The following is a 16,606-nucleotide window of genomic DNA, read 5'->3' as shown; positions in this document are numbered from 1 at the left end:
GGTACTCCGTTCTGCGCGGATGGAATTTGCGGGGTATGATAGCCGCCCGTAAGAACTACTGAAGATATATCCAGCGGTTTTGCGTTTTAATTGTCATCGATGCCCAGCAGCGCCCGAGCCCGACCGAAGCCATGATCAGTAACGAACTCAAATCCCAGATTCAGGGCGCTTATTCGCGTTTCCTCGAAGCCAAGAGCCTCAAGCCGCGCTATGGCCAGCGTTTGATGATCGCCGAGATCGCCAAAGTGCTGGGCGACGTGGACACCGATGAGGAAGGCCGGCGCTCGGGCGACCCAGCGGTGGTGGCGGTCGAGGCGGGCACCGGTACCGGCAAGACCGTGGCCTATGCCATCGCGGCGATTCCCACCGCCAAGCTCGCGGGCAAGCGGCTGGTGATCGCCACTGCGACCGTGGCCCTGCAAGAGCAGATCGTCTACAAGGATCTGCCTGACCTGATGCGCAACAGCGGGCTGAATTTCACCTTCGCCCTGGCCAAGGGGCGCGGTCGTTACATGTGCCTGTCCAAGCTCGACATGCTGCTGCAGGAAGGCGACGCTTCCAATGCCACTGCGCAGCTTTTCGAAGAAGAAGGCTTCAAGATCGAAGTCGATGAGGCCAGCCAGAAGCTGTTCACCTCGATGATCGAAAAACTCGCCGGCAACAAATGGGACGGCGACCGCGACAGCTGGCCCCAGGAACTGCCCGATCAGGACTGGGCGCGGCTGACCACCGATCACAGCCAATGCACCAATCGGCATTGCCCGAACTTCCAGCAGTGCGCCTTTTACAAGGCTCGGGAAGGCATGGGCAAGGTCGACGTGATTGTTACCAACCACGACATGGTGCTGGCCGACCTTGCGCTGGGCGGCGGCGCTGTGTTGCCCGATCCGCGCGAAACGCTCTACGTGTTCGACGAAGGCCATCACCTGCCGGACAAGGCCATCGGCCACTTCGCGCATTACACCCGCTTGCGTTCCACCGCTGACTGGCTTGAGCAAACCGCCAAGAATCTGGCCAAGTTGCTCGCCCAGCATCCATTGCCCGGCGATCTGGGCAAATACATCGAACAAGTGCCGGAACTGGCGCGTGAGATCAAGGGCCAGCAGCAGTTCATGTTCACCGCCTGCGAACAGCTGGCCGACTTCCGGGCCGGCGAAGACATGCAAGGCCGCGAGCGGCCGCGTCATCGTTTCGTCGGCGGCGTGGTGCCCGAGCACATCCGCGACATGGGCATCGAATTGAAGAAAGGTTTTGCGCGCCTGGACGACCTGTTCACGCGCCTGACCGATCTGCTCAAGGAAGGCATGGACGGCGAGGTCAACATCGGTATCGCCAGTCATCAGGCTGAAGAGTGGTATCCGCTGTTCGGCAGCCTGCTGGCCCGCGCCCACGGTAACTGGGAATTGTGGACAGCCTTCACCGCCGAAGACCCGGAAGACAGTCCACCCATGGCGCGCTGGTTGACCCTGGCCGACAGCGGCTCGTTGTTTGATATCGAAGTCAATGCCAGTCCGATCCTTGCTGCAGAAATGCTCCGTCGCAACCTGTGGAACATCGCCTACGGCGCCTTGGTCACTTCGGCAACGTTGACCGCGCTGGGCAAATTCGACCGCTATCGCATGCGCGCCGGTTTGCCCAAGGGCGCGGTAACGGCGGTGGTGCCCAGCCCGTTCCATCATGCCGATGCAGGCGTGCTGCGGGTGCCGGACCTCAAGGCCGATCCACGGGATTCCGTGGCGCATACCGCCGCGATCATTCGCGAGTTGCCGAATCTGGTGGAAGGCTCACGCGGCACGCTGGTGTTGTTCTCTTCGCGCAAACAGATGCAGGACGTGTTCGACGGCCTGGAGCGCGACTGGCGCAAGCGAGTGTTCATTCAGGGCAACCTGTCCAAGCAGGAAACCCTTAACAAGCACAAGGCGCGGGTCGACAGCGGCGAGGAGAGCGTGTTGTTCGGTCTGGCGAGTTTCGCTGAAGGCGTCGACTTGCCCGGCGCTTATTGCGAACACGTGGTGATCGCCAAGATTCCGTTCGCGGTGCCGGACGATCCGGTCGAGGCGGCGCTGGCCGAATGGATCGAGGCCCGTGGCGGCAATCCGTTCATGGAAATCGCCGTGCCCGATGCCTCGCTGCGTCTGGTCCAGGCCTGCGGGCGGCTGCTGCGCACCGAGGAAGATCGCGGCACCATCACGCTGCTCGACCGCCGCGTGGTCACCCAACGCTACGGCAAAGCCATCCTCAACGCCTTGCCGCCATTTCGCCGCGAAATTTCCTGAAAAATCCTCGGCATCATTGGCGCCGGATCGGGTCTTAACCTGGTCCGGGCGTCTATGCACAACCGCCTGACCGTAGGACCGGATTTAGCCGGGAGAGGGGCCTCGCGGCTGAAGCCGCTCCTATGATCGGATATCGGCCAAGTACAGCGCTCCCACAGGCCACAGGATTCAGATCATCAAGGAGAACCCGATCACATGATTCGCCGCTCACTGTCTGCCGTGCTGGTCATGGCCTGCGCAGGACCTTTATTCGCCGAACCGGCTGGCCAGCTGACTCTGTTCAGCTTTGTGCGCCCGGCCGACGTGGTGCAAGTCGCCACGGATAACACCAGCCTGCCGCAATCCAATGCCGAGCAGACCGCCGAAGGCGAAGTGTTGCGGCGCGTGGTGTTCAATCCCGTGGCCCGGCCGAGCTTGCGCCTGACGCCACAAAACGGTGTGTGGGACTGGTCCGCTGACAGCGCCATGACCTTGCGCATCCAGAGCGCGATGGATTGGGCGTTGACCCTCGATGTGCAGATTCAGAGCGCCGACGGCAAAGTAATCAACAGTCGCGTGGACCTGCCAGCAGGCCCGGCACAAACGTTGTTGGTGCCGTTGCAGGCCAGTTCGCCGTTGACCCAGGGCATGCGCGCTGGACCGCCGATGCCCTGGACTTTCGAAGGGCAGCGCGTCTTGCTCGCCAATGCTCAGGGCGAACTCGATCGTAGCCAGGTGGTGTCGGTGACGCTGTCGATGACTCAGCCGAACGTCGCGCAGAGCATCTTGCTGGAGCGTTTTGGCGTGCAGCAGGGCGATGGAATTCAGCAAGCGGTCTACGCGGGCATCGTTGATGGCTATGGCCAGTTTTCCCGTGGCAAATGGCCGGAGAAAGTCACCAGCGACGAGCAGCTCAAGACCGCTGCCATCAAAGAACAGCAGCAGACCAAGGACTGGCTGGCGGATCGTCCCGGACTGGATAAATTCGGTGGCTGGCTCGACGGCCCGACGTTTGACGCGAAAGGCTTTTTCCGCACTGAAAAACGTGCTGATCGCTGGTATCTGGTAACCCCTGAAGGCCACCCATTTTATTCGCTGGGCATCAATGCGGTCGCGGCGGATGACAGCGCGACCTACGTCGAAGGCCGCGAAGCCATGTTCACCGCTCTGCCGCAAGAGAATGAGCCGTTGGGCGCGTTCTACGGCAAGGGCGACAATCACAGCGACAATGGCTCCGGCAAGAACCGCCAGTTCGATAAAGGCCGCTGGTTTGATTTCTACGGGGCCAATCTGCAACGCATCTACGGACCGAAAACCTGCGAGCCAGCCGCGCCAGAGCCCGCCGAGCCGGTTGCGGCTGCCGTGGAATGCAAACCCGCGCCGTACGACCTGCAGCGTTGGGTCGATCACACCCTCGATCGCCTGCAGGCCTGGGGATTCAACACCGTCGGTAACTGGAGCGAGCCGTTGCTTGGCTCTCAGGATCGGGTGCCTTACACCTTGCCGCTGTCGATTTATGGCGACTATTCAAGCATCAGCACCGGTCAGGATTGGTGGGGCGGCATGCCTGATCCGTTCGATCCGCGTTTTGCCATGGCTGCTGAGCGGGCCATCGCCATTGCCGCCCGCGACCATCGTGATGATCCGTGGCTGGTGGGATTTTTCGCCGATAACGAACTGGCCTGGGCCGGACCGGGCGATGATCCCAAAGCCCGCTACGCGCTGGCCTACGGCACCATGAAAATGACCACCGATGCACCGGCCAAGCGCGCGTTTCTCAAGCAATTGCGGGACAAGTACCGGAATCAGCAAGGGCTGTCGCAAGCCTGGGGCATTGAGCTCACCGCCTGGGAATTCATGGAAGACCCCGGTTTCGAGCCGCCGCTGCCCAACCCGGAGCACCCGGACATCGAGGCCGACTTCAAGTATTTCCAGCAGGTGTTTGCCGAGACGTACTTCAAGACGATCTCCGATTCGCTGAAATGGCATGCGCCCAATCACCTGCTGCTGGGTGGGCGCTATTCGATCAGCACGCCAGAGGCCGTTGCGGCCTGCGCCAAATATTGCGACGTGCTGAGTTTCAACTTCTACACGCCCAAGCCACAGGATGGTTACGACTTTGCCGCGCTGCGCCAGCTGGACAAGCCAATTCTGGTCAGCGAGTTTCATTTCGGCTCCCGTGATCGCGGGCCGTTCTGGAGCGGGGCGATGGAAGTCGCGCGGGAAGAAGATCGCGGTCCGGCGTACGCCAACTTCCTCAAGCAAGCGCTGGCCGAACCGTCAATTGTCGGCGTGCATTGGTTCCAGTATCTGGACCAGCCGGTCACCGGGCGTTTGCTGGATGGTGAGAACGGTCACCTTGGTTTGGTGGGCATCACCGATCTGCCCTTTCAGGGTTTTGTGGAAAGCGTGCGCAAGAGCAATCGCCAGGTGGCCGCCGTGCTGAACAAGCAAGCTCTTGAGAAGGAAGCGCTCAACAAAAAAACCGATGCTGTCGAGCCCGGAGCAAAGGGGCAATCGACGCCGCCTTGAGCCGAGCCGGTTCCCAAAGCGCTCAATCGCTGAAACAATGCAGGCCATTTTTTCAGATCAGTCGTTTCGGGAGCCAGCGGGTGCAGATTCAGGGTCATTTCGAGCTTAAATTCGAAGCGGTGCGCGAAGCGTTCGCGGCACTTTTCGAAGATCCTCAAGAACGTGGCTCTGCGCTGTGCATTCAGATCGGCGGGGAAACCGTGGTCGATCTGTGGGCTGGCACTGCCGACAAGGATGGCGCTGAGGCTTGGCACAGCGACACCATCGCCAATCTGTTCTCATGCACCAAAACCTTTACGGCGGTCACCGCGCTGCAACTGGTGGGCGAGGGCAAGCTCAACCTGAATGAGCCTGTCGCCCGTCTTTGGCCGGAATTCGCTACCGCCGGCAAAGAAGCTATTACCTTGCGCCAGTTGCTGTGCCATCAGGCCGGATTGCCCGCGTTGCGCGAATTGCTTCCCGCTCAGGCGCTGTATGAATGGGAAACCATGACTGGCGCGCTGGCGGCGGAACAACCCTGGTGGACGCCGGGGCAGGGGCACGGTTATGCCGCGATCACTTTTGGCTGGCTGGTGGGTGAAATGCTGCGCCGCGCGGATGGTCGCGGGCCGGGCGAGTCCATCGTCGCCCGCGTCGCGCGGCCGCTGGGCCTGGACTTTCATGTCGGTCTGGCCGATGACCAGTTCCATCGCGTTGCCCACATTGCACGGGGCAAAGGCAATACCGGCGACGAGGCTGCGCAACGGTTGCTGCAAACCACCCTGCGTGAACCCAACTCCATGACGGCTCGTGCATTTACCAATCCGCCGTCGATCATGACCAGCACCAACAAACCGGAGTGGCGGCGGATGCAACAGCCTGCAGCCAACGGCCACGGCAACGCGCGCAGCCTCGCCGGTTTTTACAACGGTCTGCTTGATGGCAGTTTGCTTGAGCCGGAATTGCTCAGCGAACTGACCCGTGAGCACAGCGTCGGCCAGGACAAAACCTTGTTGACCCAGACGCGTTTTGGTCTGGGTTGCATGCTCGATCAGCCCACTGTCCCGAATGCCACGTATGGCCTGGGCGCCAAGGCGTTTGGCCATCCTGGGGCTGGCGGTTCTTCAGGTTTCGCCGATCCTGAACGCGAAGTGGCTTTCGGCTTCGTCACCAATACCTTGGGCCCGTATGTGCTGATGGATCCCCGCGCACAGAAGCTGGCTCGAGTGCTGGGTGAGTGTTTGCTCTAAGTTGTGTGCATAAGTACTTGTTTCTTACCGACTGTCGATTAATGGGCCCGAACCGGAACCGTGTGACGGTTTCCTTTTCCAACAGTCGGTTTATGCGTGTTATATGGGCTCTGCCAAGTCCCCTTGTCTGATTACTATTTTTTGTGGGTCACCCATGTCGTCTAATAAAAGCCTCGCTATCGCCCTTTGTCTTGCTGTTACGGGCTGTGCTCAAACGCCTCAGAATGATTCCGCCGCCACTGGTTCGAGCTGGTGGCCGTTCGGTGCTGACAAAGTAGCCGAAGCATCGTCGCCAGCTGCCGCGCCAGCCAAGGCTCCGGAAGCCAAGCCTGCGCCAGTAGCCGCCGCCGCTGCCCCTGGCGAAGCTGGCACCCATTGGTACTGGCCGTTCGCATCCAGCGACAGCGCTGCGCCGAAAGCCGACAGTGCCGCCAGCAAGCCCGTCGAAAAAACCGTGCCGCCGCTGGTTGCCAAGTCCGAGACGGATACTCAGTGGTGGTGGCCGTTCAACAGCGCCAGTAAGAAGGACGAGCCGCAAGCCGCGCCGAAGATCGACCCTAAAGTGACCCAGGCCTGGCTAGACGAATACGAGCCACGCCTGCGCCTGGCGATCAAGGACACGCCGTTCGAGATCGAGCGCCGTGAAGACCTGCTGGTGATCACTGCGCCAGTGGACAGTTCTTTCAACCCGGATCGTCCGGCCATGCTGCTGCCGATAACTTTGGGCCCGATCACGCGTCTGGCGAAAATCGTCGAAGGCGATCCGAAAACCGCGGTACTGGTTCTCGGCCACGCCGACACCAGCGGTGCGACAGTCGCCAACCAGAAAATCAGCCAGGAACGTGCGCAATCGATCGCCGCGATTTTCCGCCTCAGCGGCCTGGAGCGTAATCGCCTGAGCCTGCGCGGCATGGGTGCGGTTGCGCCTCGTGCAGCCAACGACAGCGCCGAAGGTCGCAAGCTGAACCGCCGTGTGGAAATTCTGATGACGCCGCAGAACACCATGGCCGCACTGATGGCCAAATATCAATTGCCGCCAGCGCCAACCATGGTTGCGGTACAGGACGCCAAGCCTGCTGCAGTTGCACCGGTTGTCGCGCCCAAGCCAGCGGTGAAAGCAGCTCCGGCTAAAGCCGCTGCCAAGAAGCCGGTCGCCAAGGCTCCAGCTGCGAAAAAAGCAGCGCCGGCGAAAAAAGCCGCTCCCGCCAAAGCCGCGCCAGCCAAGGCTGCCGTGAAGAAGAAGCCGGCCACAACGGATCAGGCCAGCAACTGAGTACCCGGTCTGACTCGCCCTTTAGCGGACGAGTCAGACCCAGGATTTTTTTCAGCGAAGGATGGACGTCATGACCCAGTCTCTGGCCGATATGCGCCGTGACTACGCCCGCGATGGCTTGACTGAAGCGCAGTCGCCCGATGAGCCGTTTGCCCTGTTTCACCAATGGTTTGCCGAAGCGGTGAAAACCGAGCAGGCACCGGTTGAAGCCAATGCCATGACGTTGGCAACGGTGGACGAGGACGGGCGTCCTCACTGCCGGATTCTCTTGCTCAAGGGTCTTGATACTCAAGGCTTCACCTTCTTCACCAACTACGACAGCGCCAAGGGCCAGCAACTGGCGGCGCGGCCGTTCGCGGCCATGACGTTTTTCTGGCCGACTCTGGAACGCCAGGTGCGTATCGAAGGCCGCGTGGTCAAGGTCACGCCCGAAGAGTCCGACGCGTATTTCCAGGTCCGCCCGCTGGGCAGTCGCCTCGGCGCCTGGGCTTCGCCGCAGAGCCAGGTGATCGCTGATCGCGCCGAGCTGGAAGGCATGATCAAGGCCACTGAGCAGCGCTTCATCGACGCTCAGCCACATTGCCCCGAGCATTGGGGCGGATACCGGTTGTTGCCCGAACGCATCGAGTTCTGGCAAGGACGGCCGAGCCGTCTGCATGATCGCTTGAACTATCGCCTGCAGGATAACCAGTGGATGCGGGAACGACTCGCGCCCTGATCCTGTTCTTTGAATTTTTCGTTCGGCCGGTCGTCATACCGCTATGAAGGCGCTGCTGTATAACGCCTGAATGATCTTAAATTAACGAGGAGGGGGCCGTGACAGCGCCTGTTGCGCGGAGTCTAATGGCTACCTGTTCCTCTGGAGATACCGATATGCGTAAGTCTGTTCTGTTGGCTGCCTCATTCACCGCGATGGCGCTGACACTGGGCGGTTGTACTTCGAATCTGACCGGCGATTCCTATTCCCGTGACGAAGCGCGGACAGTGCAGACCGTTCGCCTGGGCACCATCGAGTCGCTGCGTCCGGTCAAGATCGAAGGCACCAAGACGCCTATCGGTGCAGGCGCTGGCGCGGTTGTCGGCGGCGTGGGTGGCAGCGCCATTGGTGGCGGTCGCGGCAGTATCGTCGCAGCAGTCATTGGCGCGGTAGCGGGTGGCTTGCTGGGCTCGGCAACCGAAGAAGGCCTGACCCGCACCCAAGGCGTGGAAATCACCGTCCGCGAAGACGACGGCTCGATGCGCGCCTACGTGCAGCAAGTCCAGGAAAACGAAATCTTCCGCGTCGGCGAGCGCGTACGCATCATGAGCGTCAACGGCACGAGTCGGGTGGCGCACTGATGGTTTGACGGCAGGTCCGAATGGGTCTGTAAGAAGTAAAAAATAATGCCCGTGTCTTTTGATACGGGCATTTTTTTGTCTTGATTTTATGCGGGAGTATTCGATGTGCGGATTAGTGGCTAGTGACCTGGTTGCATGTAGGAAAATGCTCTGGCGTGAGTAAGTGCTTTCGGAATTAATCGATAGCTTAACTAATTTATATTAATCATCGCGTTTAGTATTGACGGCAGGCCGTGCGATTGATTATGTCCTGGTTGTCAGTTGATAACAGCTGACCGCCAGCGGCTTCATATGCGTCGGCGATTACTTTGTTAACGATTAACCAATGGCCGTAGCGGGGGCGGACTTCTATCGCCCGAAGATGGCGGTTTAAAATAAAAAAGGAATCTGGATTGTGAGTAAATTTTTGTTCAAAAAGCACGTGATGTATATGCCTATTGCACTCGCACTTCTTGGCGAAATGGGAAATGCTGTGGCTGCGCAAAATCTGAATGATACAACGGTGGTGGCGCAAGATGCGGTGCAGCCAATTATTTTAGCGGATAGGTTGAATGGCTTTAACGGCTTTCTGCAAAACAATGCGAAGGTAAAATATTATAGTTTTACGGCGGTACGTGGGCAGAATGTGATGTTCAGGGGGACGCGTCCGGCAAGCTGGCCACCAGGGGTTGCTTATGAATATAAAGCCGGAGATGTCTGGCAGTTGCTGCCGGCTAACGGTGTTCATATTTTCGATAACCTGAGGCCCGGGGATGAAGTGTTGATCAGGGTGTTCAAGCGTCCGAACAGCAGTACGATGTCCCGTGCTTATGAATTTCGATTTGGTTCTGCCCCTTATCATGCCAGCGCGGATTTGATTAGAAGTGACGCCCAAGGTCTCCCGCTGTATGCCGGAATCTTTCAAGCGTTTCGGGAAGTAAACTGGTCTATCCATATTCATGATTCAACCGGATATCCCCTGGAAGGTGCCAAGGCAAGTATAGAAGTTGGAGTTGCAGAAAAAGTCGACGTATACACCGCTGTCGATGGTCGGGCTGTAGCCACGATTGCCTTGCCCGTCTGTGAAGGCAGTATGGTCTCCAACACGTTTTCTACTGGTAACGGGACGTTAAAACGGTGGTGGAATCTCAGGTATAACCCGGGCCGATTGATCGCAAAACTGGAGGACGATGATCGAGGTTACCGATGGAGTTCAGGGACCATTGATAATACCTTTGGACATATCTGCAAGCAGTGGTTGCTGTATTGATTTAAGAGTTCTTGAGCCGGACGCATACCCGTATGCGCGCTGCTTTCTGCAATGCGCGTTATTTTTTCGATTTGCTCTCGGCTTGCTGCTGTTCAAGAATTTTTTCACCTTGCACCTGTAATTGCTCCACCCACGAGAATCCTCTTGCCGGGCTGGTGCCGCCATTTTTAAGCAGTAAACCGTAATCAACAAATTTGTAGATATTTTTCAGCGTGACAATACCGTCATATTTGGTCAACTCTGGTACGTGCTTCAGGCTGTGAACAACCAGTTTTGCATGTTCAAAGGTCAGTTCTTTAAAATCGTCCAGATCATTGAGCCAGCCGTTCAGTTGGTTGATCTCTTTTTCAGTCAGCGCACCTTCCGGTGAAGTCACCTCCAGGATCCCATGTTCATTGACGGTGAATCCAAAATTTTTATCAGCCAGATCAGGCAGGCATACACGCAACTGGTCTTTGAAACCAGTAAATATATCCTGCATTTGCTCCATCCTCAAATTCATCATCCAGTTGAGGGTGTATACGGCATCGTCTTCGTAGTGACCTAGTGACGTGGCCAGTTTATCGCTTATTTCGGGAGAGAGATTTTCGACGGCTTCTGGAGATGCGTGCAAACCTATTTTGTTATAGGGGGCGCGAACGGTGGTGTACTTGAAACCCTCTGTAGAAAGCAGTGACTTATAGACTTCTTCCCGCTCGGGTGTAATTGTCCCTTCTGTCAGTCCGGTTTGATAATCCTGTTTGATGGATTGCCAGTAGTCAAGGCCAGGACGATACCGTGGGGCTACAAATGCGTGTTGTTGCGGGTTGGCGAAGGGTGTAATGGTGGAAGACATAGGTTCATCCTGCTTAAGTCAGTTTTATGCTTTTGCATTCCCCTTCTATAGCGGCAAACCCGATAAACCCATGACCTGAACCGGCCGTGCGACCTGTCTGCATAATGTGTATGAAATCGGCTACAAGTGCCCCGATATCCGAGACACTTGTTCGCCTTGAGCGCGGAACTAAAGTTCGTTTACCGCCCCTGATTCCTCCGGCTGGTAACCACCATCACCCCATACCCTATAAACGCCGCCAGTATCGACCCGGTAAGAATGCCCATTCGGTCAACCCCGGCATAAGCGCTGCTGCCCGGTTCAAAAGCCAGGGAGCCAACGAACAGGCTCATGGTGAAACCGATGCCGCACAGGATCGATACGCCCAGCACTTGTCCCCAATTGGCGCCTTGGGGCAGGGTTGCGATGCCCAGCTTGATGGCCAGCCATGTCAGGCCGAAGACGCCGAGGGTTTTGCCCAGCAGCAAACCTGCCGCAATGCCCATGGGTACCGGGTGGGTGAAGCTCTCCAGAGTCACGCCGCTCAGGGATACCCCGGCGTTGGCGAAGGCGAACAGCGGCAGGACGCCGTAGGCGATCCAGGGGTGCAGCGCGTGTTCCAGAGTAAGGAGTGGCGAGGATTCTTCGTTGCGGGTGCGCAGTGGAATGCAGAACGCCAGCACTACGCCAGCCAGGGTCGCATGCACGCCGCTCTTGAGTACGCAGACCCACAGCAGCAGGCCGATCAGCAGGTAAGGCCCAAGCTTTACCACGCCGAGTCTGTTCATGACGATTAACGACACGATGGACGCCGCCGCGAGAATCAGCGACAGGTTCGACAGCTCGCCGGAGTAAAACAGCGCGATAACCACGATGGCGCCCAGATCATCGATGATCGCCAGGGTCATCAGGAACAGCTTGAGCGACACCGGCACGCGCTTGCCCAACAGGGCAAGGACGCCGAGGGCGAATGCGATGTCGGTGGCCATCGGGATCGCCCAGCCGCTCAGGGCGGTGGGGTCGTCCTTGTTCAGCGCCCAGTAGATCAGCGCTGGAATGACCATGCCGCCAATGGCCGCCGCGCCGGGCAGGACAATCTGCGAAGGTTTGGAAAGATGGCCTTCCAGGACTTCACGTTTGACTTCCAGGCCGATCAACAAGAAGAACAACGCCATCAGGCCATCGTTGATCCACAGCAACAGCGGTTTGGCGATTTTTATCGCGCCGATCTGGGCGACAACCGGAACGTCGAGAAAAGCGTTATACAGCCAGGACAAAGGGGAGTTGTTGATGATGAGCGCCAGAGCGGCGGCGGCAATCAGCAATAAGCCGCCAGCCGCTTCAAGCTGAAAAAAACGGGTGACAGGGCTACGTAGAGGCAAGATTCGCGCTCCATTCTTGGACAATAGGAGCGACACCCTAACCCGTACTTCCAGTTGTTAAAACAAAAGTTATATTCGTTTTTGTTATAAAAAAACTGGATGAATTAGAGTGTTTCCAAGTCTGTCGGCAGCGTCAGTTATGGCTGTCAGACTATTTCTTTATATGTAGTAGGATAGTTCCGAATTTGTCTCTGAAACGTTAAATCTCGATACCTAACATATCCCTCGCCAGCGCCTCAGCGATGCGTATTCCATCGACGCCTGCGGATAAAATCCCACCCGCATAGCCCGCGCCTTCACCGGCCGGATACAGGCCCTTGATGTTCAGGCTCTGCATGGTTTCCCCGCGCGTGATGCGCAGTGGCGCCGACGTGCGGGTTTCGATGCCGGTCAGGATCGCATCGTGCAAGGCGAAGCCTTTGATCTGTTTGTCGAACGCCGGCAATGCTTCACGAATGGCTTCGATGGCATAGGCGGGCAGGGCATCGGCCAGATCCACCAGTTTTACGCCGGGTTTGTACGACGGTTCGACGCTGCCCAGTGCGCTGGACGCTTTGCCCGCAATGAAGTCGCCGACCAGTTGCGCCGGAGCTTCGTAGGTGCTGCCACCGAGAACATAAGCGTGGGATTCCAGGCGTTCCTGCAACTCGATGCCCGCCAGCGGTCCGCCGGGATAATCTTCCGGCGTGATGCCGACGACGATGCCTGAGTTGGCGTTGCGTTCATTGCGCGAGTATTGGCTCATGCCGTTGGTGACCACCCGATGGGGCTCGGAAGTCGCTGCAACGACGGTGCCGCCTGGACACATGCAGAAACTGTATACCGAGCGACCATTCCTGGCGTGATGCACCAGTTTGTAGTCGGCAGCGCCCAGCTTCGGGTGACCGGCATATTTGCCTAGCCGCGCGCGGTCGATCAGCGATTGCGGGTGTTCGATGCGGAATCCTACCGAAAACGGCTTGGCTTCCATGTACACGCCACGGCTGTGCAACATGCGGAAGGTGTCGCGGGCGCTGTGGCCCAGAGCGAGGATCACGTGGCGGGACTCGATGCGTTCGCCGCTGTCGAGCACCACGCCTTGCATCTGACCGTTATCGATGAGCACGTCAGTCACGCGCTGCTCGAAGCGGACTTCGCCACCGAGGGCCTTGATCTCTTCGCGCATGGTTTCCACCACGCCGGTCAGGCGGAAGGTGCCGATGTGCGGTTTGCTGACGTAGAGGATTTCTTCCGGCGCGCCGGCTTTGACGAATTCGTGCAGCACCTTGCGACCATGGAATTTCGGGTCTTTGATCTGGCTGTAGAGCTTGCCGTCAGAGAATGTACCGGCACCACCCTCGCCGAACTGCACATTGGACTCCGGGTTGAGGACGTTCTTGCGCCACAGGCCCCAGGTGTCTTTGGTGCGCTGGCGAACTTCGCGGCCGCGTTCGAGGATGATCGGCTTGAAGCCCATCTGCGCGAGCAGCAGTCCGGCGAAGATCCCGCAGGGTCCGAAGCCGACTACCACAGGGCGCTCGGTCAGCCCTTCAGGTGCATGACCCACGACTTTGTAACTGATATCCGGCGCTGGATTGAGATGGCGGTCATCGGCGAGCCTGAGCAGCAGCGCAGCTTCGTCGCGGACCTGGAAATCGATGGTGTAAATGAAGCACAGCTCGGACGACTTCTTGCGCGCATCGTAGCTGCGCTTGAACAGCGTGAAGTCGAGCAGTTCTTCGCTGGCGATGCCCAGGCGCTGCAAGAGTGCAGGTCGCAGGTCTTCTTCCGGGTGATCGATCGGCAGCTTGAGTTCGGTGATTCGTAACATGAAGGGATCCAGTTTCCGGGCCGCAGGTTCAGCCCGACAGCGCTACAAGAACCGGCGATTATAAGCCACATTGAGGATAAGTCGCGATGCAAACCAAGACCGTTGGAGCGAGGCTTGCCCGCGAACGTATTTGCTGTCGACATATCAGCCGACAGGCATGACGCCTTCGCGAGCAAGCTCGCTCCCACACAAACTCACTCCCGCACGTTTGCTTCCACTTTAGTCATTGCGCCCGCCACCGTAATACCCGCAACCGCGCTGGGTCTGGCCATTGAGGCGCAGTTCGGCGGTCAGGTGTTGCACGGCGCCGGTGACGCTGTCGACGCAACGCTGTGGCGCAACCCACAGTTCCATGGTCTGGCCGTTGGCTTCGCTGCTGACGCTGAAACGTCCGTCCGGCAGTTGTTCTTCGAGGTAAGGCACGGCAATCGGCTCTTTGCCCAGGCGCTCGATGACCATGCCTTTGCCGCTGACATTGACGTTCCAGGCCGGTTTGTTGCCGTTGACGTGCAGGTTCAGGCGTTTGAAATTCGGGTCGTCGCAGGCCTGGCCGGCGCGCTCCACGCGATAGAGCTGTTGCAGGTCGAGTTGGCCGTCGCTGTTGGTGGCTTTACCGGCGACGAAGCTGCCACGCAAGTCAGCGAAGACCTTGCCGGAGTTGTCAGCCAACGCAGCGGATTCCTGCAATACGCCGGTATTGCCGACGTCCTTGACCACGAAGCGGCGTTGTTCATTACACGGCTGAAACATCAGCTTGCCGCCTTCGCCGCTCAACGAACCCTGCATGCGCGTCCAGTTCGCCTTGGATACCGACGACTCGGGCTTGGCGCCGAGCATCTGGCATCCGGCAAACAGCGGCAGCAGGGCAAACAACACAATGGAACGGGCAGCAAACATGGGATGGTCTCCAGACAAGTGCCGCCACGTTACTCAGCCTGTCGCGCCATCACAAGGGGCAGTTAGCCAACGCGGTAGGTCTGACCGGTCTGTAGGCCTTCGACACTTTTCGCGTAGGCCAGCGCAACCTCGGCTGCGGGAACCGGTTTGAAGCCACGGAAATAAGGCGCATAGCTGCCCATGGCTTCCACCAGGACATTCGGGCTCACCGAATTGACCCGCATGCCGCGTGGCATTTCGATGGCTGCCGCGCGCACGAATGCATCGATGGCGCCATTGACCAGACTGGCCGATGCGCCCGAGTGAATCGGGTCATGGCTGAGGATGCCGGTGGTGAAGGTGAATGAAGCTCCGTCATTGGCAAACTCGCGGCCAATGAGCAGCAAGTTGACCTGGCCCATCAATTTGTCCTGCAAGCCGAGGGTGAAGTCGGCTTCTTTCATGTCGGCCAACGGGACGAAGTTCACATTTCCGGCCGCACAGACCAGCGCATCGAAGCGGCCTATCCGTTCGAACAGTTTCCGGATTGAAGCGCTGTCACTAATATCGACGCGTTCCTGGCCACTGTTGCGGCCGATCCGCACAATTTCGTGGCGCGGCGCCAACTCGTCGGCAATTGCCGAACCGACCGTACCGCTTGCACCAATCAATAAGATTTTCATCGTGCTGCTCCAAGCAAGTCATTCAAGGAAGTTGAGCACGAAGTTTAGGTGGACTAATTGCGGTCGATAAGAGCGCTAATAGGCAACCTTTGGTTCTCATAAGGAAACGATAGTGAGTGAAATAGACGACCTGGCGGCGTTCGCTGTGTTGATCGATGCCGGTAGCTTCACCGCTGCGGCGGCGCGCATGGGCTGCAGTAAGGGCTATTTGTCCAAGCGCATCAGTCATCTGGAGGAGGCCTATTCGGTCATGCTGCTGCATCGCAGCACCCGCAGCCTCAATCTGACCTCCGCCGGCGCAGCCTTGCTGCCCCAGGCACAACAGCTACTGGCCAGCATGAATAGGGCGCGGAATATCGTCGCGCTGATGCGCGATGACATGGTTGGTCAAGTTCGCCTGACCACCCCGGTTTCCTTGGGGGAAACCTTCTTCGACGGCCTGCTCATGGAGTTCTCCGAAAAATACCCGCAAGTGACGATTGAGCTGGACCTCAACAACAGTTTTCGTGACCTGCGCCGCGATGGCTTTGATTTGGCAATACGCTCGTATGTCGCCCCCGACGAGCGCCTGATTGCCAAGCCATTGCTGGCTATTCAGGAATTGACTTGCGCCAGTAGCGCTTACCTTGAGCAGTACGGCCAGTTGCATACGCCTCATGAACTGGTCACGCACAAGTGTCTGCTCAACAGTCATTACAACGGCCGTCACGAATGGCTGTATCACCAGAATCATCAACTGACCCGTATTCAGGTCAACGGTGCATTCGCCAGCAATCACTATGGCCTGTTGAAGAAAGCCGCGCTGGTTGGCGCAGGCATCGCGCGTCTGCCGTCCTACATGGTGCATGCCGAGATCAACGACGGGCGCTTGCACTGGCTGTTTCGCGATTACCAGACGAGCATTTTGCCGCTGTTTCTGGTGCATCCCTATGAAGGCGAATTACCCAAGCGCATTCAGGTTCTGGCGGACTATCTGTTGGGATGGTTCCAGCGCAGCACCGAGGCCCTTGAGCGCCTGGCGACGCTGGAAATAAAAAACGGCCCGTACAGACTGTGTGAAAACCTAGCAATCCGCCCGAAGGTTTAGGAAAATGCCCCGTATCGAAAGATACGGGGCATTTTTTCGTTATGGCCTACATCCAAGGCGAGTCGCGCAGCCAGACCA

13 protein-coding genes are annotated in these 16,606 nt (G+C 58.4%); 8 read left to right on the top strand and 5 right to left on the bottom strand.

Going from position 1 to position 16,606, the window contains the following annotated elements:
• Positions 1 to 131 precede the first annotated feature (131 nt).
• From dinG to ACP7E4_RS21005, 7 genes are all read left to right on the top strand, one after another.
• Complete coding sequence (gene dinG, locus ACP7E4_RS21035) at positions 132 to 2,276, top strand: ATP-dependent DNA helicase DinG (RefSeq protein ID WP_426117508.1); 2,145 nt, start codon at positions 132 to 134, stop codon at positions 2,274 to 2,276.
• A gap of 195 nt (positions 2,277 to 2,471) precedes the next feature.
• Positions 2,472 to 4,787, top strand: coding sequence for a beta-galactosidase (locus ACP7E4_RS21030; protein WP_426117506.1), 2,316 nt, complete (start codon positions 2,472 to 2,474; stop codon positions 4,785 to 4,787).
• 80 nt (positions 4,788 to 4,867) lie between these two features.
• A complete protein-coding gene (locus ACP7E4_RS21025; protein ID WP_426117504.1) occupies positions 4,868 to 6,016 on the top strand; it encodes a serine hydrolase domain-containing protein in 1,149 nt (382 codons plus the stop codon).
• A gap of 154 nt (positions 6,017 to 6,170) precedes the next feature.
• The gene (locus ACP7E4_RS21020) at positions 6,171 to 7,289 is read left to right on the top strand and encodes an OmpA family protein (RefSeq protein WP_426117502.1); all 1,119 of its coding nucleotides are present in this window, start codon (positions 6,171 to 6,173) and stop codon (positions 7,287 to 7,289) included.
• 70 nt (positions 7,290 to 7,359) lie between these two features.
• Positions 7,360 to 8,007, top strand: a complete 648-nt coding sequence (pdxH, locus tag ACP7E4_RS21015; protein ID WP_426117500.1) for a pyridoxamine 5'-phosphate oxidase — start codon at positions 7,360 to 7,362, stop codon at positions 8,005 to 8,007.
• Positions 8,008 to 8,162: 155 nt separating this feature from the next.
• Complete coding sequence (locus ACP7E4_RS21010) at positions 8,163 to 8,627, top strand: glycine zipper 2TM domain-containing protein (RefSeq protein WP_426117498.1); 465 nt, start codon at positions 8,163 to 8,165, stop codon at positions 8,625 to 8,627.
• A gap of 394 nt (positions 8,628 to 9,021) precedes the next feature.
• Positions 9,022 to 9,876 (top strand): hypothetical protein, encoded by an 855-nt coding sequence (locus ACP7E4_RS21005; RefSeq protein ID WP_426117496.1) that lies wholly within the window; start codon positions 9,022 to 9,024, stop codon positions 9,874 to 9,876.
• Positions 9,877 to 9,934: 58 nt separating this feature from the next.
• Here the strand turns inward: ACP7E4_RS21005 and ACP7E4_RS21000 are convergent, their stop codons facing one another.
• From ACP7E4_RS21000 to ACP7E4_RS20980, 5 genes are all read right to left on the bottom strand, one after another.
• Positions 9,935 to 10,711, bottom strand: a complete 777-nt coding sequence (locus ACP7E4_RS21000; protein WP_426117494.1) for a hypothetical protein — start codon at positions 10,709 to 10,711, stop codon at positions 9,935 to 9,937.
• A 179-nt stretch (positions 10,712 to 10,890) separates the two neighbouring features.
• Positions 10,891 to 12,072, bottom strand: a complete 1,182-nt coding sequence (gene nhaA, locus ACP7E4_RS20995) for a Na+/H+ antiporter NhaA (RefSeq protein WP_426117492.1) — start codon at positions 12,070 to 12,072, stop codon at positions 10,891 to 10,893.
• Positions 12,073 to 12,271: 199 nt separating this feature from the next.
• Positions 12,272 to 13,882, bottom strand: a complete 1,611-nt coding sequence (locus ACP7E4_RS20990; RefSeq protein WP_426117490.1) for an NAD(P)/FAD-dependent oxidoreductase — start codon at positions 13,880 to 13,882, stop codon at positions 12,272 to 12,274.
• A gap of 219 nt (positions 13,883 to 14,101) precedes the next feature.
• Positions 14,102 to 14,779, bottom strand: a complete 678-nt coding sequence (locus ACP7E4_RS20985; protein ID WP_426117488.1) for a COG3650 family protein — start codon at positions 14,777 to 14,779, stop codon at positions 14,102 to 14,104.
• Positions 14,780 to 14,841: 62 nt separating this feature from the next.
• Positions 14,842 to 15,441 (bottom strand): short chain dehydrogenase, encoded by a 600-nt coding sequence (locus ACP7E4_RS20980; protein ID WP_426117486.1) that lies wholly within the window; start codon positions 15,439 to 15,441, stop codon positions 14,842 to 14,844.
• A gap of 112 nt (positions 15,442 to 15,553) precedes the next feature.
• Between ACP7E4_RS20980 and ACP7E4_RS20975 the strand changes: the two genes are divergently transcribed.
• Positions 15,554 to 16,528 carry a LysR family transcriptional regulator gene (locus ACP7E4_RS20975; protein ID WP_426117484.1) on the top strand — a complete coding sequence of 325 codons (975 nt, stop codon included), beginning with the start codon at positions 15,554 to 15,556 and terminating at the stop codon, positions 16,526 to 16,528.
• Positions 16,529 to 16,606 lie beyond the last annotated feature (78 nt).

It is taken from the genome of Pseudomonas sp. DSP3-2-3 (assembly GCF_049898225.1).
Taxonomy (GTDB): domain Bacteria; phylum Pseudomonadota; class Gammaproteobacteria; order Pseudomonadales; family Pseudomonadaceae; genus Aquipseudomonas.
The sequence above is the reverse complement of the archived record's forward strand: the minus strand, read 5'-3'. Positions and strand labels throughout refer to the sequence as shown.